Genomic DNA, 21,441 nt, shown 5'->3' on the forward strand with positions numbered 1-21,441 from the left:
TCGTGCGTGTGTGTCACGGTTGCCCGGCCCGGAGGTGCTGCTGTCGCTCTTGCCGATGAACCCTACATTATAGCGGCCCAGGGGAATTTCAAGCCGGCTTGAGCGAAATTCCGCGCAATGCCTTGAGCCGCTGCTCCAGGGCCTGGTATTGCGCCAGAGCCGCCGGGTCGCGCGCTGCCAGCAGGATGAGCTCGTTTTGCTGGCGCTTGAGCTCCTCGATGAGCATGCGGTCGAGCAGGTCGCGCAGCTCGGCCCGCAGCTCCTGCACGTCGCCCTCGGTCTGGGCGTGCGAGCCGGTCATCACGCGTTCGGCCAGCCCTTCGCACTCATGCCCGCGTAGGCTCTCGCGCAGCACGGCCCAGGCCAGCGGGCCGTGCTCGTGCAATTGGCCTTCCAGCCAGGTGAACAGGGGCCCGTGCGGTGCCGCCTGGGCGCACAGCACCGCGTGGTCCTCATGGGCCAGTTCTTCCAGGAACTCCATGTGCGACAGCAGAAGCCGCACCGCGTGGTCCGTGCGGCTCGCCGCCGGGGTGCGGGGCAGGCGCGGCTGCATGGGTCGCTCGTCCTCCTTCTTCCAGCGGCCCTTGCCTTTCCAGTCGCCGTTGTTTTTGCGAAACGGTTTGGCGGCATAGCCTTGGCCGCCGCCGGGCGGCTCACCGGCCGGGGCCCAGCCGGCGTCCTGCGCGGAGGCGCCCCAGGGCGGTTCGTCGGCGTAGGCGGGCGGGGGGGCGCCACCGGAGGCCGTCCGGTGCGCGCCGCCGCCCTGGCGGCTGGCGTCCTGCGCTGCGGCCTGGTTCCACAGGTCGGACAGATCGCGCGCGTCGAGCTGGCCCTGCTCGGCCAGTTCGGTCAGCAACTGCCGCTTGAGCGCGCCGTCCGGCAGGGCGGACCACAGCGGCCGCGCGTTGCTCACCATGTGGGCCCGGCCTTCGGCGGTGCCCAGGTCGCAGTTCTCGCGGGCCGCCTCCAAAAGGAAGCGGCTGAGAGGCAGCGCCTCGCCCACCTGGCGGGCGAAGGCGTCGGTGCCGTGTTCGCGGATGAAGCTGTCGGGGTCGTGCTCGGCCGGCAGGAAGAGGAACTTCACGCTGCGCGTGTCGGTGGCGTAGGGCAGGGCTCCGTCGAGCGCCTTGCGCGCCGCGCGCCGCCCGGCCGCGTCGCCGTCGAAGCTGAACACCACGGTGTCGGTGAAACGGAACAGCTTGTGCACGTGGTCGGGCGTGCAGGCCGTGCCCAGCGTGGCCACGGCGTTCGGGAAGCCGAGCTGCGCCAGCGCCACCACGTCCATGTAGCCTTCCGTGACCAGCACGTAGTCGTGCTCGCGGATGGCGGTGCGCGCCTCGAACAGGCCGTAGAGTTCGCGGCCTTTGTGGAACACGGGCGTTTCCGGCGAGTTGAGGTACTTGGGCTTGTCGTCGCCCAGCACGCGCCCGCCGAAGCCGATGCATTCGCCCTTCACGTTGCGGATCGGGAACATGACGCGGTCGCGGAAGCGGTCGTAGCGCTTGTCGTCCTCCTCGTTCACGATCACCAGTCCGCTTTCGGCCAGCAGGGGGCTGTCGTACTCGGGGAACACGCTGGCCAGATTGCGCCAGCCCTCGGGCGCATAGCCCAGGCCGTAGCGCTTGGCCACCGTGCCGGAGACGCCGCGCCCCTTGAAGTAGCCCACCGCGCGCGGCGAATCCTTGAGGTGCTTGCGAAAGGATTCACCGGCCTTTTCGAGCACGTCCGTCAGCGTGGCCTGCTTTTGCCGCTGGGCGGCGGCGCGCTCGCGTTCCTGGGGCGAGACGTCGTCCTGCGGCACCTGCAGGCCCACTTGCTGGGCCAGGTCCTGCACGGCCTCCACGAAGCCCATGCCGGCGTGCTCCATGAGGAAGCTGATGGCGTTGCCGTTCTTGCCGCAGCCGAAGCAGTGGTAGAACTGCTTGGAGGGGCTGACGCTGAACGAGGGCGATTTTTCCCCGTGGAAGGGGCACAGCCCCATGAAGTTGGCGCCGCCCTTCTTGAGCTGCACGTAGCGGCCGACGATGTCGACCACATCGACGCGGGCGAGCAATTCCTGGATGAACGACTGGGGGATGGACACCCGGCGATTGTCCCCCAACGCGCCGGTGCCGGCACCCGCCGGCCGGCCCGCGGGTCAGTTCGCCGGGTGGCGCGCCTCGCGCGGGCTGAGGCCGAAGCGGCGCTTGAACATGCGCTGGAAGGTGGAGGGGTCCGAAAACCCGCACCGCAGCGCGATCTCCGAGAGGCTGGGCCGCTCGGTGCCGGCGCCCGCGGTCGCGGTGACCTGCTGCCAGGCGGCCTCCAGCCGGGCGCTCCAGATGGCCGCCGCCACGCCTTCGCCATGGCGTGCGAACAGGCGGTACAGCGACGCACGCGAGCATTCCAGCAGCACCGCCAGCCGCTCGGCGCCGAAGGCCGGGTCGCCGCAGTGGCGCCGCACCAGGCCCCAGGCCGCCCGGTACAGGCTGTCGTCGAAGCGGCCTGCATCGGCCTGCAGGCCGGCCTTTTGCGATGTCTGCAGCAGGGCCAGGGCCATGTCGGTGCAGGCTTTCAGCGCCACGGTGCGTTCGTCGATCCCCATGCGCGGCGCCTCGCGCCAGGTGGCGGCCATCAGGGTCTGCAGCACGCTGCCCAGGCCCGGGCGCTGCGGCAGCTGGTCGGGCAGGGTGAAGCCGGGGCCCAGGGTGTCATGGATCGTCTTGCGCGACACGATGAGGGACATGTCGCGGTGGCGTGAGCGCCGGATCTCCACCGGCCGGGCGTAGTCCACGAGGTAGAGCATGCCGGCCGAGATCTGCTGCGCTCCGTGGTTTTCCTGGGTGGCCCAGTCGCACTCCACCATCAGCGACAGGCTGATGTCGTCCGCGCCGTCCCGGCGGCACATGGCCTCGGTGCGCACGGCATGCACGGCCTCGCTCGCGTGCTCGACCAGATCGGCCCCATGGCCGACGATGCGCCGCAACCGCCCGCCGAACGCCGCCCCGTCCGGCACGTCGGATTCGGGGCGCATGCGGCTGAGCACCGATTCCCGCCAGAAGTCGAGGCGCTCCCGAGGGGGCACGGGATCGGTGGCGACCTCCACCAGCGTCCCCGGCGCGTGCGGACTGGCCAGCGCCGCATGGCGGCGGTGTGGAGGGGAATCGGGAGCCGGACGGACCTCGTTTGCCATGAATTCCCTTCCGCGGTCTGTTGCTTTCTGTGTGTTTCCACTCGAAATGTAGTGCACGCGCGACAGGTCGAGAAAAAAACCCTGTGCGGCCGACGGGGTCGAAATGGATCCTGCGTCTCACCCGCTGGGCCTGGAATGGCCGCGTGTCTCAATTCCCCGTCCGAAGGGCTCCCACCGTGGCATGGGTAAGAAATCCCCACTGGATCCGCGGGTTGAAATGGCCGGTGCGAAACGGGACGATGCACCGGTGGGCGGCAGGCCTGCCGCCCGATCCCGGGCTAAAAAACTGCGTCATCACCCCAATGGACCGGCCTGCCGGACACAATTTATGCACCCTGTGGACAGCCCCCTCGACCCCCTGCAGCATCTTGACCTTGTCCGAAGCTGCGGCGAAGGCGGACTTGGCCCTGCACCCCATGCGCTGTCGGTGCCGGTCCATGCCGAGCCGGGCGGCCCGGGCCAGGGCAGGCTCACGGTCTTCGGCGCGGGCGGCCAGACGCTGGTGGAGACGGCCTTCGACGGCCATGCCACGGTGCTGGTGCACGCGGCGCAGGGCGGCCTGCGCCTCGTCCTGGACCTGGGGGACGGCCTGCATCTGGCCGCCCGGCTCGAGGACTACCGGTCCGGCACGGCGGTCGTGCTGTCTCCGATCTCCACGCTGGTGGATGCCTACCTCGCCACGCAGCCGGGGATGGCGCTGGCGCGGGCCCAGGCGCGCGTGCTGGAGTCGCTGGGGCTGCCGCCCGACCTTCCCGTGGGGACTCTGGGCTTCAGCCTGGACTGCGACCGGTTGGATGCGGACCACTTCCACCAGGCCGCGCGCGGCGCGGGCGGCACGCAGGCCCTGACCCGGCAGGTGGCGGACGGCATCGACGCCACGGTCTCCGTCCAGCGTTTCGGACGGAACGCCGCTGGCCTGCTGGGCGCCGACAAAAGCCCCGACGCCACCATCAAGGACCTGGTGGATGGCTTGTCCGGCAACTTCAAGGACTGGGCCGGCGGCAAGGTCAAGGGCTGGCTCATGCGGGTCAGCGGGATCAACAGCTTCCTGAACGAACTGGGGCTGGGCGAAGGTGAGGACACCACCGCCAAGCAGCTGCAGGCGATCACGGCCGAGATCAAGCGGCTGAGCGAGGCGATCGGCAGGGTGCCGCGGTCCACGGCCTACATCACCCGCCTGACGGCGCTGGAGGCGTTGAAGGCGTTCGTGCAGGACAAGACCGATTTGCTGGCCAGCGCAGCGGGGGATGCGCCGCCGACGGCCGACCAGCTTCAGGAGCAATTCGTCAAGTCCGTGAATGAAAGCCTGGTGCTGACCCAGCTGCACGACAACCAGGTGGGCTCCGGTGCCGATGCCAAGGGGCTGATCCGCCTGCTGCTGGACGACCACCCCAAGTTCTATTCGGGCCGCACCGGAACGGCCTATGACGACCTGCTGTTCAACGCCTTCAACCAGGCGCGCGCACTGCAGGCCCAGGCACTCAATCTCAAGGTCGAGGCCGCCCATGCGGGCGATCCGCCGCAGCTGGACAAGGCGGAGCGGCACTTGGACGAGTACCACATCCACCTCAAGCGCCAGCGGCTGATGTACCCCAACGGGCTCAAGCCCTTCGCCGACGGCAGCATCCTGGACCGCGACACCGGCCTGATGTGGAAACCGGAGATGTTCGAATACGACGGCCTGGAAGGGCTGATGGCCGACCCGGCGAGCGCGGGCAATCCCTGGCGCCTGCCCAGCATCACCGAACTGCAGAGCCTGATACCGCCGGACGCCGTGCGCCATCGGCTGCCTTCCGGCGAACAGTCGGCCGCGACGCCTCAAGTCATGCGGTATTTCGGCTTCAAGCCGCAGTCGTACCAGCACGACGGCACCACCCGCTACCGGCATTTCGCCGACCTGGGGCAGGCGGGGTCCAGGCCCTACAAGATCCTCGGCCCGGGCTACATCGTCACCCGCAACGTCTACAAGCGCCGCGATCGCCAGTGGGGCCAGTCGGACTACGAACTGCGCACGCTGGTGATGAACCTGTACAACGGCGACGAGGAAAACATCCGCATCAAATTCTGCCGTGGCGACGGCAGGTGCTATACCCAATACGGCTCCTCGCAGCCACCCGTGCCGTGGACCATGCCGGTGCTGTACGTGCGCACGCCGCCCGTTCCCGTGGAGTTCAAGGTCGAGTTCTACGAGGGTTTCAAATCCACGGCCGACACGGCGCAGGGTTGGGCGCTGGTGCGCTACTCCGACAGCAGCGATTGGAAGGACGTGACCCAGGACGCCATCTGGAGCGTCGAGGGCGAACACGCCTCGGACGTGCACGTGTCCAACCACGAAGGCACCAGCGGCCTGGTGCAACTGCGCAGCCAGGAGCGTACGCCACGTGCCTACACGATCAAGGCCGAACTGCCCTGGTACCTGTCGGACCAGCCCGGGCAATCGGGCCGGCTGGAAGGCAAGGCCATCCTCTACGGCAACCAGAGCGCGCCGGTGCCGGTACTCAAGCGGCTGCTGCTGTCCCCGGCCACGAAGATCACCAAGCAATCCCCGTTCTCGTACGACCTCAGCATCCGGGGCGTCCTGAGTTCGGGGGCCGCCATCGACAAGGACATGGCCGTCTGGTCGTGCAACCCGAGCGATTCCGGCGTGCAGATCAGCCCCTCCGGCCGGGTGACGGTGTCCCAGGCCCCCACATCGAAAAAGCAGATCCAGATCAAGGCCACGATCGGCGGCGCCGAAGGGTTCGCCTACCTCGTGCTGCTGCCCTGACCCGCGAGGCGCATTCCATGCCATTTCTCACCATCAGTGCCGGCCGCGACCGGTCCATCGCCCTCGCCGCGGACGGCGCGGCCTACGGCTGGGGCGGCGTCAAGCGGCTCGGCGCCCAGCTGCCGCCCGGCTATCCGGGCGAGCTGTGCACGTCCAGCCCCACCGAGATCGGCCACAACCGCTACGCGCAGCCGCAGCCCCAGTGGCTGAACCCCGGGCTGCCGTTCACCGCGGTGCACGACGGGCATTCCCACACGCTGGCCGTGCGCGAGGGCGGCGCCGTGGTGGCCTGCCGGCCCGTGGTGTCGCCGGATCACGGCGCCGACCGCGTGGGCGTGTCGGGCCTGCCTTCCCCCGTGGTCCAGGTGGCGCAGACCGAAGCCGCCGCGTTCGCGCTGCAGGCCGACGGCACGGTGCGCTCCTGGGGCATGGCGGCCTATGGGCAACTGGGCCGCGCGACGGCCTCGCGCGAATCCGGCCCGCAGGCCATCGAAGGCCTGGGTGCCATCGCGCACCTGGCGCCCGGCCATGCGCACGTGCTGGCGCTGGACCGGGCCGGCCGCGTCTGGGCCTGGGGGGCCAACGCGGCCGGCCAACTGGGCAACGGGGCGCTGAAGGAATCCGCCGTGCCGGTGCGGGTGGACCTGCCCGGGCGCATCGTGCAGGTGGCCGCGGGCGACACGCACAGCTTCGCGGTGGACGCGCAAGGCGGGCTGTGGGCCTGGGGCTCCAACCAGTACGGGCAGGCGGGCGGCGGCGAGGCCCGCTATTTCGCCCGGCCCGTGCGGGTGCGCACCGGCTTTGCCGTGGCGCAGGTGGATGCGGGCATGTTCTACACCGTGGCGCTGTCGCGCCAGGGCGACGTGTTCGCATGGGGCTGGAACGGCATGGGGCAGCTCGCGCGGGATGGCCTGGCCTTTTCCGCCAGGCCGCTGAGGGTGCCGGCGCTGCGCGGCGTGCTGCAACTGGCGGCCGGATCGGGCCACGTGCTGGCGCGCACCGGCACCGGGCTGCTCGCCTGGGGCGACAACCGCTCGTCCGCCTGCGGGGCGTTTCCGTCCACCGCCGTGCAGGTCCGACCCCATCCCATCGCATTCGCCTGAAGGCCCGCCATGACTGATTCTTTCTCGACCCCGGAGCCGACGCGCCGCGCCAGCCTGCAGTGGATGTTCGGGCTCTCCCTGGGCACAGTGGTTGCCCCGCTGGCCGGCTGCGGCGGCAGCGCCTCCGGCGCCACGGCGGACACGCTGCCCGAGCCCGCCGCGCTGACGTCGTCCGGCGGCCAGCTCAGCCTGGACCTGTTCGCCCGCTACGGCGCGCAGCCGCTGCGCATCGCGGGATCGCAGCCGCCGGCCTATCCGGGCGTGGCCCGCACGGTGCAGACCGCGCTGCGCAGCTTCAACGGCCAGTACATGGCGCCCACGCTGCACCTGCAGCCCGGCGACACGCTGCGCATCCGGCTGGTGAACGAACTGCCGGCCAACGTGAAGGGCCAGTCCTCGCTGGACTACCTCAACCACCAGAACAGCACCAACCTGCATTTCCACGGCCTGCACGTCGATCCGCGGGAGATCCGCCCCGGCGTGTTCGGCGACTACGTGGTGGACATGGCCGAGGCCGGCGTGCTCCCGGGGGCCAGCCGCCAGCACGAGGTGGCCATCCCGGCCGACCACACCAACGGCATCTACTGGTACCACCCCCATCTGCACGGGTCGTCCAACGTGCAGGTCTCCAGCGGCATGTTCGGCGCCATCCTCATTCACGACCCCCAGGACACCTTCATCGACACGCCGGACATCCGCGAGCGCGCGATCCACGTGCACAAGGTCAACCTGACCGACGACGGCAAAACGGAATCGTTCTACGACTCCATCCGCACCGCGTCGTCGGGCTTTTTGCTCAACGGCGCCTACCAGCCCACCATCGTGATGCGGCCGGGCGAGGTGCAGCAGTGGCACTTCGTCAACACGGCTTCGTTCTACCCGTTCAACCCCGTGCTGGACGGCCATACGCTCTGGGCGTATGCCAAGGACGGCAACGTGTTCAACCGCCGTTTCAAGCCCATCAACGCGGCCACCTCGGACCAATTCGACAACGCCCACTGGCCCGGCAACGCGCTGTATCCCGGCAACCGCCATTCGATCGTGGTGAAGGCCAGCGACGTGCCCGGCACGTACTACCTGCGTTCGGTCAAGGCGCCGTCGAGCGAGTCGCAGGACGAGATCGTCGCGCGCATCGTGGTGGAGGGAACGCCGCTGTCCACCCCGCTGCCCCAGCCCGCGCGCCTGCCGCGCTATGCCGAGCACCTGCCCATCACCGATGAGGAACTGGCGGCCCATGGCGGCAAGCAGCGCAGCCTGGTGCTGGCCGTACTGCCCAAGACGAGCGAGCGCCTGGCCCAGCCCATTCCGGCGGGGGAGGGCTGGTTCATCCCGCTGTCGGACGGCGTCGACGGCTTCACCGACACCGTGTTCTCGTCCGGCGACGCCTCGCCGCAGGCCCGGCTGTCGCCGTTCCAGTCGTCGCTCACGGCCACGCAGACGGTGGCGCTGGGCGCGGTGGAGGAGTGGACCATCCAGAACCTCAACCGCTACCCGCACCCGTTCCACATCCACGTCAACGACAGCTATGTGGTCCGGGTCAACGGCGAGCCGGTCGACCCGTACTGGGCCGACACGCTGCCGGTGCCGCCGATGGGCAGCATCACCTTCCGCATGCGGTTCACCGACTTCCATGGCCAGTTCGTATGGCACTGCCATGCGCTCGACCACGAAGACCTGGGAATGATGCAACTGGTGCACGTGGTGGCGTGAGGGGTGAACGAGCACGAGCGAGCGAACACGGCCGAGAGCCGGCGCGCAGCCACAGGAACCAAGAGAGAGAGGGGAGAGAAGAAGAGCGCGGCGAGGGGCCCGGTGCGGTGCGCCGGGCCCCGCAGTCGTGCGCGCAAGGCCGCCTGAGGGAGCGGCGCGGGCGCCAAAGCCCTCGCGGCCCGGTGGGTCACGGGACGCGCGCGGGACCGATGTGCCGCAAGATGCGCGTAAGCTGTCGGCTCGATCGCCGCCCCGCCATTGCCCGTGGCCCATCGCTGTCATGAATCAGCCCGCCTCCCTCCACGCCGCCTCTTCGGCCACCGCCTCTTCGCCCGCCTGCGCCGCCTGCCGCGACGGCCAGGCGCTGGACTTCGAGTTCACCATGGCGTTCCAGCCCATCGTCGATCTGCGCGACCGCAGCGTCTACGCCTACGAGGCGCTGGTGCGGGGGCTGGACGGCAGTTCGGCCCAGAGCATCCTGGATCGGGTGACCGAGCAGAACCTCTACGCCTTCGACCAGGCCTGCCGCGTGAAGGCCGTGGAACTGGCCGCGGCGCTGGGCATGCCCTGCCGGCTGAGCATCAACTTCCTGCCCAACGCCGTGTACCAGCCGGAGGCCTGCATCCGCGCCACGCTGCAGGCCGCGCAGCGCTGCGGCTTTCCCACCGAGCGCATCATCTTCGAGATCGCCGAGCGCGAGAACCTGCTGGACAAGGCGCACCTGCAGGGCATCCTGCACGCCTACCGCCGCCACGGCTTCCTGAGCGCGATCGACGATTTCGGCGCGGGCTACGCGGGCCTGAACCTGCTGGCCGACTTCCAGCCCGATCTGCTGAAGATCGACATGGCCCTGGTGCGCGGCGTCGACCGCCACCCGGTGCGGCAAGCCATCGTGCGCGGCATCGTGGGCCTGTGCCATGACCTGGGCGTGCAGGCCTTGGCCGAAGGCGTCGAAACCGATGCCGAGCTGCACACCCTGCGCGGCCTGGGCATCGACCTGTTCCAGGGCTACCTGTTGGCCCGGCCCGCGCTGCAGGCCCTGCCGCCCGTGCGCTGGCCGCAGGACGCCGCCACCTGACGCGCTGCGTCGCCAGGCGGCCGCGGGGGTTTACACGGCGCGCTGGCTGGAAGATGCTCGGCCTTCGTTCAACCCCCCCGTCCTTCGCCGCATGTCCATCGATCCCGCCGTCCTCCAGGCCTTTGCACCCACCGGTGTGCTGCGCGCCTCCATCAACCTGGGCAACCCCATTTTGGCCAAGGCCGGTGCGCCGGGGGCGGACCCGTCCGGCGTGTCCGTCGATCTGGCGCGGGCCCTGGCCGAGCGCCTGGGCGTGCCCATCGCCTTCGCCGTGTTCGATGCGGCCGGCCGATCGGTCGAGGCCGTCACGCAGGAGCAGGCCGATGTGGGCTTCTTCGCCGTGGACCCGCTGCGTGGCGCCGGCATCGCGTTCACCGCGCCGTACGTGCTCATCGAAGGCTGCTACCTGGTGCGGGACGATTCACCGCTGCGCGACAACGAGGCCGTGGACCGGCCCGGACACCGGGTGGTGGTCGGCAAGGGCAGCGCCTACGACCTCTATCTGAGCCGCGAAATGAAGGCCGCCACCCTGGTGCGCGCCCCCACGTCGCCCGCCGTCGTGGAGACCTTCCTGGCCGAAGGCGCCGACGTGGCCGCGGGCGTCAAGCAGCAGCTGCAGGCCGATGCGCAGCGCCTGGGCGGCGGCCTGCGCCTGCTGCCGGGCCGCTTCATGGTCATCCAGCAGGCCATGGGGCTGCCCAAGGGCCGGGGCGCGGCCGCGGCGGGCGTGCTCCATGCCTTCGTGGAGGAGGCCAAGGCCAGCGGCTTCGTGCAGGCCGCGCTGGAGCGGCACGGCATCCAGGGCGCCTCCGTGGCGCCGGCCCAGGCCCCGGCTTGAGGCGGTGATTCGATTGCTATTGTTTTAATAGCAATATGCCCTAGTGTTGATTGTGCTGGAGCCTGTTTTGATACCAAGCCTGCTTCGCAGGGCACCGCCGGGGTGCTGGCCGGTGCGGGGCGCGCGGGGCCGCGCATAAGATCGCATCGGCACCGGACGGGCCGCGGCATGCTGCGGCGGCCCGCGCTGCCATCCGACCATTCCAAAGGAGACAACCCATGAAAAAAACGTTCCGCCTGCTGGCCGCCGCATTCGCCCTGGTGGGGGTGGCATTGACGGCGTCGGCCGAGGTGTACCCCAAGGAGGCGCTGCTGAAAGCCAACAAGGAGGGCGCCGGTGGCGGCAAGGGCACGCTGGCCGGCGAATACGCCTTCACCCGCGACAAGGCGCTCAAGGACCAGGCCATCAAGGAGATCAGCTGGCTCACGCTGCAGCCGGGCGACTCCATCGGCTACCACAAGCACACCAGCAACGAGGACACCTACGTGATCGTCTCGGGCCGCGGCACCTTCAAGGACAAGGACGGCGTGGACGTGGCTGTGAAGCCGGGCGACGTGACCATCGTGCGCAAGGGCGAATCGCACGGGCTGACCAACACCGGCACCGAGCCCCTGGTGTTCCTGGACGTGATCGCCGAGCAGTAGGCGCTGGCGCGGCGGCCAGCCCCGGGCCGCAACGCCCAAGAGCACCCGCAGGGTGCTCTTTTTTTGGGTGGCGGGCGCTCAGTCCCCCATCACCACGCCTTCGCGGCGCGGGTCGGCGCCGCCCAGCCACATCGGCTGCCCGTGCACCTCGGCGCGGGTGATGGCCTGCAGGCCGCTGGTCATGTTCATCTCGCGCACCTCGGCGCCGCGGGCACGCAGCGCCTCCACCGTGGCCGGCGGGAAGCGTTTTTCCTCCAGCATCGTCGGGCCATTGAGCGAGCCGAAATTGGGCAGGTTGATCGCCTGCTGCGGCATCAGTCCCCAGTTGAAGATGCCGTAGAGCGTCTTGGCCGTGTAGTGGATGATGAGCGCGCCGCCCGGGCTGCCGCCGCTCATCACCACCTGGCCGGTCTGCTTGTCGAACACCAGCGTGGGCGCCATCGACGAGCGCGGGCGCTTGCCGGGCTCCACGCGGTTGGCGATGGGCTGGCCCTGCGCGTCCTTGGGCGCGAAGCTGAAATCGGTCAGCTCGTTGTTCAGCAGGAAGCCCTTGACCATCTGGCGCGAGCCGAACTGGTCTTCGATGGTGGTCGTCATCGCCACCGCGTTGCCGAAGGCATCGACGACGCTGATGTGGCTGGTGCCGTGCTCGATCTGGTCGGGCATGGGCGCATGGCTGGTTTGGACCGCGCCGGGGTTGCCGGGCTGCGCCACCTTCATGCTCTGCGGGCCGATCAGTTGGGCGCGCTGGGCGAGGTAGGCGGGGGCGAGCAGGGTGCTCCAGCTGCCGCCCGGCGGCTGCACGAAGTCGGGGTCGGCCACGTAGAGGCCGCGGTCGGCGAAGGCCAGGCGCGAGGCCTCGTTGTACAGGTAGAGCCAGTCGGCGCTGGGCAGCCAGTCGCCCGCGCCCTTGGGGCCTTCCTGCAGCGCCATCGTGGTGGCGTCGGTGTTCTTCAGGATGCCCAGGATCTGTCCCACGGCGATCGCGCCCGAGCTGGGCGGCGGAAAGCCGCACAGGCGAAAGTCCTTGGAGGCCACCTGGTAGTCCGTGCACAGCGCCTCGCGCTTCCTGGGCTGGTAGCCGCCCAGGTCGGCCAGCGCCAGGCGCCCGGGGTTGGTGGGGTGGCCCTGCACCTTGGCGACGATGGCCTGCGCCACCTCGCCCTCCAGCAGCGCCTTGGAGCCGTTGCGCGCGATGCCTTTCAGCACGGCGGCCAGTTCGGGATTCCTGAGCACATGGCCCACGGGCCAGGGCTGGCCCGCCGCGTCGAAGAAATAGGCGCGCGCGGCCGGGTCCTGGGCCAGGTACTTTTCGTTGGCCAGCAGGGTGTTCAGGCGCGGGCTCACCTTGAAGCCGTTCTCGGCCAGCTGGATGGCCGGCTGGAACAGCGATGCCCACGGCAGCTTGCCGTGCTCCTGGTGCGCCAGCTCCAGCATGCGCACCGCGCCGGGCGTGCCCACCGAGCGGCCGCCCACCACGCCGTCGTAGAAGGGCACGGGCTTGCCGTCTGCGCCGAGAAAGAGGTTCTCGGTGGCGGCGGCCGGCGCCGTCTCGCGGCCGTCATAGGCCTCGACCCGGCTGCCCGCCGAGTGCAGCAGGAAGGCGCCGCCGCCGATGCCGCTCGATTGCGGCTCGACCAGCGACAGCACCATCTGCACTGCGATGGCGGCGTCGATCGCCGAGCCGCCGGCCTGGAGCACCTGGTAGCCCGCATCGGTGGCCAGCGGGTTGGCGGCCGCCACGGCGAACTTCTGCGTCGCCCAGCCGGGCTTCTCGGTGTAGCCGGACGCGCCTTCGGGCTGGTCGGGCAGCGTGTAGTTCAGGCGGGGGCTGGTGCCGCAGGCCGCGAGCAGGGCGGTGGCAGCGAGGGCGGCCAGCCGGGCGGCGGGCAGGTGCTTGGGGGTCATGGAGTCTCCCGGTGTGGTGGGCGCCATGGTAATGCGGGGTGCAGGCCTGGCCTGCGGGTGTTACACCCCGCTACCGAAACGGCGCGCGTGGGTGGCCCCTGCGTTGGACGCCTTTGGTCTTTTTGGCCTCCGGCGCAATCAATACTAGGGCATTTAGCTATTTATTTTGTAGCAAATCAAAGGTCGCGCACGGGCCCGGGGCGACCGTCTTCCACCACGAAGCGGGCCAGGGTGGAAGCGCCGCTGTCGGCCCGCAGCGGGTCGTCCACGGTGCGCAGCGTGGTGGTCCAGCGCCGGGGCGTGACCTCGGCCAGCCCCCAGCCGCGCAGGTCGCAGCGCGCCAGCAGCACGTGCGGGTTGTGGCGGACGATGGCGTCCACCTTGTCCTGCGTGGTGCCCGAGCGCGAGCTGATCGAGGTGCCGCAGAACTCGCTGGCCAGCACGCGGGCCGTGGGGGCCACGGAGGACTCGGCAGGCGCGGCCCCGTCGGCCGGCGCCATCACGTTGCAGACGTAGTTCTGGTGGATGTCGCCCCCCAGCAGCACCGTGTTGCGCGGCGCATGCCGGGTCACCGATTGCAGCAGCCGCTGGCGCGCGGCCGGGTAGCCGTCCCAGCTGTCGGTCGATTGCACGCCGGAGGGGTAGTGGCGCGGCGAGAACAGCGTCTGCTGCGCGACCACGCTCCAGCGGGTGCCGTCGCCGCTGGCGCTTCCCACACCGCCGCCGCGTGCATCGGCGGCCAGGCCGGCATCCAGCCAGCGCTCCTGCGCCGTGCCCAGGAAGCTGCGCTCGGGCGCCTGCAGTTCGGCGCAGTCGCCGGGCCGCACAGCGCCCGCGCCGCTGCTGCCTTCCGCGCGGCAGGCCTGGCGGTCGCGGAACTGGCGCGCATCCAGCAGGTGGATGGTCGCCAGCCGCCCCCAGGGCAGCGCGCGGTACACCTGCAGCGCGCCGAACCCGCTGGCCGCCAGGCTCGCGGCGCGCAGCGGCGTGTGTTCGTAGAAGGCCTGCCATGCCGCCGTGCGCATCGCCAGGAAGTCGGCGGCGTCGCCGCGGCCGTGGGTGCCGGCGTAGTCGTTCTGCACCTCGTGGTCGTCCCAGGTCGTGGCCCAGGGGCACAGCGCGTGGGCGGCCTGCAGCGACGGGTCGCTCTTGTGCAGCGCGTAGCGGTCGCGGTAGTCGGCCAGCGTGTGCGCCAGGCGCAGGCCGTGCACGCGCGCCAGCCCGGCCGGGTCCTTGGGGCTGGCGTATTCGTAGATGTAGTCGCCCAGGAACAGCACCAGGTCGGGCGACTGGCGGCACACGTCGGCCCAGGCGGCGTAGTGGCCGTGCTCCCACCGCTGGCACGACGCGAAGGCGATGCGCAGGCCCGGCGCCACATCCCCGGCGGCCGGCGCGGTGCGCGTGCGGCCGGTGGCGCTGACGGCGTCGCCCTGCAGAAAGCGGTAGTGGTACCAGCGCCCCGGGGCCAGCCCCCGCAGCTCGACATGCACGCTGTGCGCGAACTCCGGAAGGGCGGTGGCCGTGCCGCGCTGCACGATGCGGCGAAACGCGTCGTCGTGCGCCACCTCCCACTGCACGGCAAGCGGGCGGTTCCATGCGCCGGGTTCCGCTGGCACGAGGCGCGTCCACAGCACCATCCCATCGGGCGAGGGGTCGCCGCTGGCCACGCCCAGCGTGAACGGGTCGTGCCGCAGCGCGCCGGTGCCTGCCCCGGCCCAACGGGGCCAGGCGGCCACGCCCGCGGCCCAGGCGGCCCGTTGCAGCAGTGCCCGGCGCGAGAGCAGGGGTGTTTGCGTCATGGGAAGGGTTGCAGTGCGCGAGCGGAAACGGTCAGGCCGGGCGCTCGGAAAAGGCCGCCCGGGAGGGGCTCAGGCGGCCATCACGCGGTTCTTGCCCGCGCGCTTGGCCAGGTACATGCCCTGGTCGGCCCGGCGGATGGCTTCCGTGCTGCCCTCCTGCTCGGCCATCTGCGCCACGCCGGCGCTGAAGGTGATGAGCACCTTCTCGCGGTCCTTCAGGAAGTAGCGCGTGGTCAGCTCGCGCTGCAGCCGTTTCATGGCTTCCACGCCCTGGTCCAGGTCGGTGTCGGGCAGCACCAGCACGAATTCCTCGCCGCCGTAGCGCGCCAGCATGTCCTGCGGGCGCATCACCTCGCGCGTGACGCCGGCCAGGTGCACCAGCGCCTCGTCGCCGGCCGTGTGGCCCAGGCGGTCGTTGATGAGCTTGAAGTTGTCCACGTCCAGCAGGGCCACGCACAGCGGCGAGCCGTTGCGCGTTGCGCGGGCGATCTCGCGCTCCATCACCTCGTCCAGGCCCTTGCGGTTGAGCGAGCCGGTGAGCGGGTCGTGCCGGGCCTGGGCGCTGGCGCGGTCCAGCTCTTCCTGCAGCTTGGTGATCTCGGCATGGCGCGCATCGGAGCGCGCGCGCAGGTCCTGCAGCTCGTCGCGCGCCACCCGGCTGTCCAGGGCCATGGCGCGCGTGGCGCTCATCACCTCCTCGAGCAGCGGGGTGATCTCCTGCAGGCTGTTGGCCTGGCCGATGCGCTCGGCGCAGTGCTCCATCTTGTCGTGGTAGGTGCTGCTGGAGGCGGTGATCTGCACCAGCCGCTCGATGAAGGTGGCCAGCAGCTCCTTCATCTGTTCCTGTGCCTGTACGGTGCGCTCCTTGGCCTCCGTCTGCTTGAAGATCACGTCCTTCAGGCGCCGCTGCACCTCGTCCAGCCGGCGCAGCGTGAGCGGCGGCGTGGAGGCGGCCATCAGCGCCTCGACCTGGCCCTGCAGCCAGCGGTCGTCCTGGCTCAGCACGGCGATGTTCTCGAACAGCATGTGCAGCAGTTCGAGCAGGCTGGCGCGGATGGCGGCCTGGTCCTCGGTGGCGAACGACAGCCGGTAGCTGAAGTTGTTCAGCATCAGGCCGAAGGTCGAGATCGGCGGCGAGGGCTGGCGCAGGAAGTTGGTCAGCTGCGCGGCCAGTTCATGCACGCGGGCATCGTCCTCGCCCAGCGCGGGCAGGGTGTTGTCGATCAGGCGGGCGAGCTGCTCGGTCAGTTCCTCGGGCAGGTGCGTGGCGGCCGAGGGCTCCGCGGCCGCGGCGGCCGGTGCGGCCACGCTGGCCAGCCCGAGGTTGGCGTAGCCCACGAGCACGCTCTGCAACTGGGCCCAGTCGGTGTTGTCGATGGCGGATTCGAACAGGCCCAGCAGGCGCTTTTGCGCCGGGGTCTGTCCGGGCAGCACGCGCAGGATGTGGCGCAGAGGGCCTTCCGGAAAGGCGGTGGGGCTGGGGTTGCCGGCGATCTCGTCGTAGAGGGCCTGGTAGTTGTCGGGCGTGGGCGCCAAACGGCGCGCGGCCAGCTGCTTGAGGGTTTCTCGCGCGATTTCTGAAGGGGGGCGGTCGGCCATCTGGCGTGCACGGAAAGGCAAAGATGCGCGAGTGTGACAGACGGCGCACCGCTTGAACAGGCGCCCGCAGGGCATCCGTGCAACGCTGGTCCCGCGCACCACCGGCCTGGGTGAAGGGCCTGGCGGGCGGGGGCCGGCGCCAGTGTCAGTTCACCATGACCAGCTTGCCCATCACCCCGCGCGATCCCATGTGGGCATAGGCCGCGGGCAGTTGCGCCATCGGCATGGTGCGGTCGATCACGGGCTTGATGGCGCCCTCGCCGTACCAGGCGGCCAACTCGGCCATCATGGCGGCGTTGGCCTGCCGCTCGCGCCTGGAGAACTCGCCCCAGAACACGCCCACGATCGAGGCGCCCTTGAGCAGCGCCAGATTCAGCGGCAGCGCCGGGATGGGGCCGGAGGCGAAACCCACCACCAGGTAGCGCCCGCGCCAGGCGATCGAGCGGAAGGCGGGCTCGGTGAAGTCGCCGCCCACCGGGTCGTAGATCACGTCCGGGCCCTTGCCGTCGGTCAGCGACTTGATCGCCTCGCGCAGGTTTTCCTCGGTGTAGTTGATGACGGCGTCCGCCCCCACGGACAGGCACAGCTTGCATTTTTCCTCGGTGGAGGCGGCCGCGATCACGCGGGCGCCCATCTTCTTGGCGATCTGGATGGCCGCCGTGCCCACGCCGCCGGCCGCACCCAGCACCAGCACCGTCTCGCCGGCCTTGAGCTGCCCCCGGTCCACCAGCGCATGGTGCGAGGTGGCGTAGATCATGATGAACGCCGCCGCATCCACGTGCGAAAAGCCCTCGGGCAGCGGCATGCACAGCGCCGCGGGCGCCACCGCGTGGGTGCCGAAGCCGCCCGTGCCGGTGAGGCAGGCCACGCTCTGCCCGGGGCGCAGGTGGGTGACGCCTTCGCCCACGGCCTCCACCACGCCGGCGTATTCCGACCCCGGCACGAAGGGCAGGGGGGGCTTCATCTGGTACTTGTTCTGCACGATGAGCAGGTCGGGAAAGTTCAGGCTGGCGGCCTTGATCGCGATCAGCACCTCGCCCGCCTTCGGCGTGGGCGTGGGCAGTTCGGTCCAGGCCAGGGCGTCGACGCCCGTCGGGTTGGTGCAAAGCCAAGCATGCATGGAAGGTCTCCTGTCGGTGTGGCCGCATGATAGGCGCGGGGGCCGGCGTGGCGAGTCCCTGGAGCGACGGCGGCCGCCGGCAGGGGCGGGCGCCCAGGATGCGGCCCGGCCTGGCCGTGTCGGACGCGGCCTACAATCGCTCGCACCCTGCTTCCTGCCACCCATGAAGATCCTCATTTCCAACGACGACGGCTACCAGGCACCCGGCATCGTGGCCCTGCACGATGCGCTCAAGACCATCGCGGACGTCGAGGTGGTGGCGCCCGAACACAACAACAGCGCCAAGTCCAATGCGCTCACGCTGCATTCGCCGCTGTACGTGCACCAGGCGGCCAACGGCTTCCGGTACGTGAACGGCACCCCGGCGGACTGCGTGCACATCGCGCTCACCGGCCTGCTCGGCTACCGGCCCGATCTGGTCGTCTCGGGCATCAACAACGGCGCCAACATGGGCGACGACACCATCTATTCCGGCACCGTGGGCGCTGCGATGGAGGGCTACCTCTTCGGCATTCCGGCCATCGCGTTCTCGCAGGTGGACAAGGGCTGGGGCGAGATCGAATCCGCCGCCCGCAAGGCGCGCGAGATCGTCGAGCAGATGCAGGCGCAGAGCCTGGTGGGCGAGGCGCCCTGGCTCCTCAATGTGAACATTCCCAACCTGCCGTTCGATGCACTGCGGCCCCTGCGGCTGTGCCGCCTGGGCCGCCGCCATGCGGCCGAGCGCGTCATCGAGCAGCAAAGCCCGCGCGGGGAGGTCATGTACTGGATCGGGGGCGCCGGCGCGGCCAAGGACGACGCCGAGGGCACGGACTTCCATGCCACGGCCCAGGGCCATGTGGCCATCACCCCTTTGAAGGTGGACCTGACCGACCACGAAGGCCTGGGCTACTGGACGCAGACCGCGGCGCGCCTGGTGCCCGACGCGCCCGCCGCTCCCGCGCCGGCCCCCGCCCGATGACCCAGCGCCGCCCCGGCTTTCCGGCCCGCATCGACCCGCCGCCGGGCGCTGCGCCCCGGCCGCCATCGCAGCCCGCGCCGCGCCGCGATGCCCCGCCCATGCCGCAGGGCGTGGGGCTCGATTCGGCCGCCGTGCGCGCGCGCATGGTGCAGCGCCTGGCGGCCTCGGGCATCGCATCGCCAGCCGTGCTGCAGGCCATGGGCTCGGTGGAGCGGCACCGCTTCGTGGACACCGCCCTCGTCAACCAGGCTTACGAAGACACCAGCCTGCCGATCGGGCTGGGCCAGACCATCTCCAAGCCGAGCATCGTCGCCCGCATGACGGAGCTGCTGCTGGGCGCGGAGGGCGCGCGCGCCGCCGGGCTGGGGCGCGTGCTGGAGATCGGCACCGGCTGCGGCTACCAGGCCGCAGTGCTGGGGCGCGTGGCCCGCGAGGTGTACACCATCGAACGTTTGCGCGCGTTGCACGAGAAGGCGCGCGACAACCTGCGTCCCTGGCGCCTCGCGAACGTGCACCTCATCTTCGGCGACGGCACTGTGGGCTATGCGAAGGGCGCGCCGTATGCGGCCATCATCGCCGCGGCAGGCGGCGAGACCCTCCCTCAGGCGTGGATCGACCAGCTGGCCGTGGGTGGCCGCCTCGTGGCGCCCATGGTGGGCGCCGGCGGCCACCAGGTGTTGCTGGTCATCGACAAAACGGCGCACGGATTGAAACAGAACGTTTTGGAGGCCGTTCATTTTGTCCCCCTAAAATCGGGGATTGCCTGAAGGGATTGCTTATGTTGGTTACGCGTGGTCTTGTTGGTTGGGGTTCGGTAGCGCTCGCAGCCTTGGTGCTGACGGGTTGCGGTACCCGCGTCAACAGGGCACCGGTGGAAGATCGTGGCACGTCCGCTTCCACATCCGCCTCCCAGCCCGGCATGGTGGTCGCTCCCGCGGCCAAGCCCCTGCCCGGTGCTGAAAACGCCGGCAAACCCGGCTACTACACGGTCAAGCCAGGAGATACCCTGATTCGCATCGGCCTGGAAAACGGCCAAAGCTGGAAGGACATCGCCCGCTGGAACAACCTGGACAACGCCAACCTCATCGAGGTTGGCCAGGTGCTCCGCGTGGCCGCGCCGTCGGCCACGCCAGCGCCCTCGGTGGCCAGCGATACCGGCGTGGTCACCCGCCCGGTCACCTCGTCCGCGATCGCCCCGGCCACCCCCGCCAGCGGTGCCAAGCCCGGCGCATCGGCCCCCGCCGTGGCCGCCGCCCCCGCTCCTGCGCCCAGCCCCGCGCCTGCGGCAACCGGCGGCGAGGACGACATGGCCTTCATCTGGCCATCGTCGGGTTCTCTCGTGGCGGGTTTCGACGAGGCCCGCAACAAGGGTTATGACATCGGCGGCAAGGCGGGCGACCCCGTGCTCGCCTCCGCGGATGGACGGGTCGTCTATGCCGGCGCCGGCCTGCGTGGCTACGGCAACCTCGTGATCCTCAAGCACAACAACACCTACCTGACGGCCTACGCCCACAACCAGACCCTGCTGGTGAAGGAAGACCAGACGGTGCGCCGCGGCCAGAAGATCGCCGAAATGGGCAGCTCCGACACCGACCGGGTGAAGCTGCACTTCGAGATCCGCCGCCAGGGCAAGCCGGTCGATCCGTCCCGCTACCTGCCGGCGCGTTGAACACGCTGCCGTCCAGCCCCGGCCTGCTCCCCGAGGGAGAGGCCGGCACCGAAGACCTGGAGGAGGGCGGCGAAGCCTCGCAGGAGATTCGCGAGTTCGCCATTGGCGAGGCGCAGCACGGTGAGCGCCTGGACCGGGCGCTCGCCGATCAGGTGCCCGAGTTTTCGCGCAGCTATCTGCAGCAATTGCTGGCCCAGGGGGGCGTTCTGCTCAACGGGCAGGCCGCGGCCAAGCCTGCCGCCCGCGTCAAGGCGGGCGATGTGGTCGCGGTGGAACTGCGGCCCACTCAGCAGAGCCAGGCCTTCCGTCCGGAGTCCATCCCCATCGACGTGGTGTTCGAGGATGCGCACCTGCTGGTCATCCACAAGCCTGCGGGGCTCGTCGTTCACCCCGCGCCCGGCAACTGGAGCGGGACCTTGCTCAACGGCCTGCTGGCCCGCGATCCCAAGGCGCTGCTGGTGCCCCGGGCGGGCATCGTCCACCGGCTCGACAAGGACACGAGCGGGTTGATGGTCGTGGCGCGCGAGCGGGGCGTCATGGATGCGCTGGTGCGCATGATCGCCGCCCGCGAAGTGAGCCGGCAGTACCTCGCCATCGGCCACCGCCCCTGGAGCGGGCCGGAGCAGCGCGTGGTCGAGGGAAGCATTGGCCGCGACCCGCGCAATCGCCTGCGCATGGCCGTGGTGGACCTGGCCACGCAGTCGGGCAAGCCCGCGCGCACGGACATTGCCTTGCTCGACAGCGTCGATCCGGTCTGCTTCGTGCGCTGCACGCTGCACACCGGGCGCACGCACCAGATCCGGGTGCACATGGCCTCGCTTCGCCATCCCCTGGTGGGCGATGCCTTGTACGGCGGAGAAGCGGCGGGGGGGCTCGCGCGCCAGGCGCTGCACGCGTACCGGCTGGCTTTCGCCCATCCCATGACGGGTAAGCCGATGGAGTTCCATGCGCCTCTGCCACAGGACATGGAAAACGCCTTGGATTTTTGGGGCCTGCGCTACAATCGCGCCTAGCGGCTGTACCAGCCGACTCGCCCGCATGGACACACTGCAGGGCTGGGAACAGCACCAAGGTCT

At 70.2% G+C, this 21,441-nt stretch carries 16 protein-coding genes; 10 read left to right on the forward strand and 6 right to left on the reverse strand.

All coding sequences use genetic code 11. The features are described 5' to 3' along the window. Nucleotides 1-88: 88 nt before the first annotated feature. Nucleotides 89-2,083, reverse strand: a complete 1,995-nt coding sequence (dnaG, locus tag AVME950_RS13575; RefSeq protein WP_284430196.1) for a DNA primase — start codon at nucleotides 2,081-2,083, stop codon at nucleotides 89-91. A 54-nt stretch (nucleotides 2,084-2,137) separates the two neighbouring features. Continuing rightward, on the reverse strand, nucleotides 2,138-3,172 hold the full coding sequence (locus AVME950_RS13580) for a helix-turn-helix domain-containing protein (protein ID WP_284430197.1): 1,035 nt from the start codon (nucleotides 3,170-3,172) through the stop codon (nucleotides 2,138-2,140). Nucleotides 3,173-3,509: 337 nt separating this feature from the next. Between AVME950_RS13580 and AVME950_RS13585 the strand changes: the two genes are divergently transcribed. The 6 genes from AVME950_RS13585 (at nucleotide 3,510) to AVME950_RS13610 (ending at nucleotide 11,312) form a co-directional block, all read left to right on the forward strand. After that, the gene (locus AVME950_RS13585; RefSeq protein WP_284430198.1) at nucleotides 3,510-5,939 is read left to right on the forward strand and encodes an Lcl C-terminal domain-containing protein; all 2,430 of its coding nucleotides are present in this window, start codon (nucleotides 3,510-3,512) and stop codon (nucleotides 5,937-5,939) included. A gap of 17 nt (nucleotides 5,940-5,956) precedes the next feature. After that, nucleotides 5,957-7,042: an RCC1 domain-containing protein gene (locus AVME950_RS13590; RefSeq protein ID WP_284430199.1), complete on the forward strand. Its 1,086-nt coding sequence runs from the start codon at nucleotides 5,957-5,959 to the stop codon at nucleotides 7,040-7,042. Between the two features lie 9 nt (nucleotides 7,043-7,051). Next, a complete protein-coding gene (locus AVME950_RS13595; protein ID WP_284430200.1) occupies nucleotides 7,052-8,752 on the forward strand; it encodes a multicopper oxidase family protein in 1,701 nt (566 codons plus the stop codon). A 280-nt stretch (nucleotides 8,753-9,032) separates the two neighbouring features. Then, complete coding sequence (locus AVME950_RS13600; RefSeq protein WP_284430201.1) at nucleotides 9,033-9,830, forward strand: EAL domain-containing protein; 798 nt, start codon at nucleotides 9,033-9,035, stop codon at nucleotides 9,828-9,830. 91 nt (nucleotides 9,831-9,921) lie between these two features. Next, a complete protein-coding gene (locus tag AVME950_RS13605) occupies nucleotides 9,922-10,668 on the forward strand; it encodes a transporter substrate-binding domain-containing protein (RefSeq protein ID WP_284430202.1) in 747 nt (248 codons plus the stop codon). 218 nt (nucleotides 10,669-10,886) lie between these two features. Beyond that, on the forward strand, nucleotides 10,887-11,312 hold the full coding sequence (locus AVME950_RS13610) for a cupin domain-containing protein (RefSeq protein ID WP_284430203.1): 426 nt from the start codon (nucleotides 10,887-10,889) through the stop codon (nucleotides 11,310-11,312). 78 nt (nucleotides 11,313-11,390) lie between these two features. Here AVME950_RS13610 and AVME950_RS13615 read toward each other — a convergent pair whose 3' ends face one another. The 4 genes from AVME950_RS13615 to AVME950_RS13630 form a co-directional block, all read right to left on the reverse strand. Then, a complete protein-coding gene (locus AVME950_RS13615) occupies nucleotides 11,391-13,220 on the reverse strand; it encodes a gamma-glutamyltransferase family protein (RefSeq protein ID WP_284430204.1) in 1,830 nt (609 codons plus the stop codon). A gap of 176 nt (nucleotides 13,221-13,396) precedes the next feature. Further along, nucleotides 13,397-15,019, reverse strand: coding sequence for an alkaline phosphatase D family protein (locus AVME950_RS13620; protein WP_284430205.1), 1,623 nt, complete (start codon nucleotides 15,017-15,019; stop codon nucleotides 13,397-13,399). Nucleotides 15,020-15,088: 69 nt separating this feature from the next. Then, nucleotides 15,089-16,618 carry a GGDEF domain-containing protein gene (locus AVME950_RS13625; protein ID WP_284430206.1) on the reverse strand — a complete coding sequence of 510 codons (1,530 nt, stop codon included), beginning with the start codon at nucleotides 16,616-16,618 and terminating at the stop codon, nucleotides 15,089-15,091. A gap of 145 nt (nucleotides 16,619-16,763) precedes the next feature. After that, nucleotides 16,764-17,738 carry an NADPH:quinone oxidoreductase family protein gene (locus AVME950_RS13630; RefSeq protein ID WP_284430207.1) on the reverse strand — a complete coding sequence of 325 codons (975 nt, stop codon included), beginning with the start codon at nucleotides 17,736-17,738 and terminating at the stop codon, nucleotides 16,764-16,766. A gap of 163 nt (nucleotides 17,739-17,901) precedes the next feature. Here AVME950_RS13630 and surE point away from each other — a divergent pair, with 163 nt between their 5' ends. The 4 genes from surE to AVME950_RS13650 are packed head-to-tail and all read left to right on the forward strand — an operon-like array spanning nucleotide 17,902 to nucleotide 21,378. Next, entirely contained in the window at nucleotides 17,902-18,696 is a 795-nt protein-coding gene (gene surE / locus AVME950_RS13635; protein WP_284430208.1) for a 5'/3'-nucleotidase SurE, read from the forward strand. Continuing rightward, the gene (locus AVME950_RS13640) at nucleotides 18,693-19,463 is read left to right on the forward strand and encodes a protein-L-isoaspartate(D-aspartate) O-methyltransferase (protein WP_272568210.1); all 771 of its coding nucleotides are present in this window, start codon (nucleotides 18,693-18,695) and stop codon (nucleotides 19,461-19,463) included. Before surE ends, AVME950_RS13640 begins: the two co-directional genes overlap by 4 nt. An 11-nt stretch (nucleotides 19,464-19,474) precedes the next feature. After that, complete coding sequence (locus AVME950_RS13645; RefSeq protein ID WP_272568212.1) at nucleotides 19,475-20,365, forward strand: peptidoglycan DD-metalloendopeptidase family protein; 891 nt, start codon at nucleotides 19,475-19,477, stop codon at nucleotides 20,363-20,365. Next, on the forward strand, nucleotides 20,362-21,378 hold the full coding sequence (locus AVME950_RS13650) for an RluA family pseudouridine synthase (RefSeq protein WP_502869404.1): 1,017 nt from the start codon (nucleotides 20,362-20,364) through the stop codon (nucleotides 21,376-21,378). Before AVME950_RS13645 ends, AVME950_RS13650 begins: the two co-directional genes overlap by 4 nt. Nucleotides 21,379-21,441: the final 63 nt, after the last annotated feature.

The sequence above is a fragment of the Acidovorax sp. SUPP950 genome, assembly GCF_030158935.1.
Classification (GTDB): Bacteria; Pseudomonadota; Gammaproteobacteria; order Burkholderiales; family Burkholderiaceae_C; genus Paracidovorax.

Bases quoted from the DNA above. Each gene is read 5' to 3' on its own strand.
- AVME950_RS13580 (WP_284430197.1), bottom strand. From the start codon at position 3,172: ATGGCAAACGAGGTCCGTCCGGCTCCCGATTCCCCTCCACACCGCCGC.
- AVME950_RS13590 (WP_284430199.1), top strand. From the start codon at position 5,957: ATGCCATTTCTCACCATCAGTGCCGGCCGCGACCGGTCCATCGCCCTC.
- AVME950_RS13595 (WP_284430200.1), top strand. From the start codon at position 7,052: ATGACTGATTCTTTCTCGACCCCGGAGCCGACGCGCCGCGCCAGCCTG.
- AVME950_RS13600 (WP_284430201.1), top strand. From the start codon at position 9,033: ATGAATCAGCCCGCCTCCCTCCACGCCGCCTCTTCGGCCACCGCCTCT.
- AVME950_RS13605 (WP_284430202.1), top strand. From the start codon at position 9,922: ATGTCCATCGATCCCGCCGTCCTCCAGGCCTTTGCACCCACCGGTGTG.
- AVME950_RS13610 (WP_284430203.1), top strand. From the start codon at position 10,887: ATGAAAAAAACGTTCCGCCTGCTGGCCGCCGCATTCGCCCTGGTGGGG.
- AVME950_RS13615 (WP_284430204.1), bottom strand. From the start codon at position 13,220: ATGACCCCCAAGCACCTGCCCGCCGCCCGGCTGGCCGCCCTCGCTGCC.
- AVME950_RS13620 (WP_284430205.1), bottom strand. From the start codon at position 15,019: ATGACGCAAACACCCCTGCTCTCGCGCCGGGCACTGCTGCAACGGGCC.
- AVME950_RS13625 (WP_284430206.1), bottom strand. From the start codon at position 16,618: ATGGCCGACCGCCCCCCTTCAGAAATCGCGCGAGAAACCCTCAAGCAG.
- AVME950_RS13630 (WP_284430207.1), bottom strand. From the start codon at position 17,738: ATGCATGCTTGGCTTTGCACCAACCCGACGGGCGTCGACGCCCTGGCC.
- surE (WP_284430208.1), top strand. From the start codon at position 17,902: ATGAAGATCCTCATTTCCAACGACGACGGCTACCAGGCACCCGGCATC.
- AVME950_RS13640 (WP_272568210.1), top strand. From the start codon at position 18,693: ATGACCCAGCGCCGCCCCGGCTTTCCGGCCCGCATCGACCCGCCGCCG.
- AVME950_RS13645 (WP_272568212.1), top strand. From the start codon at position 19,475: ATGTTGGTTACGCGTGGTCTTGTTGGTTGGGGTTCGGTAGCGCTCGCA.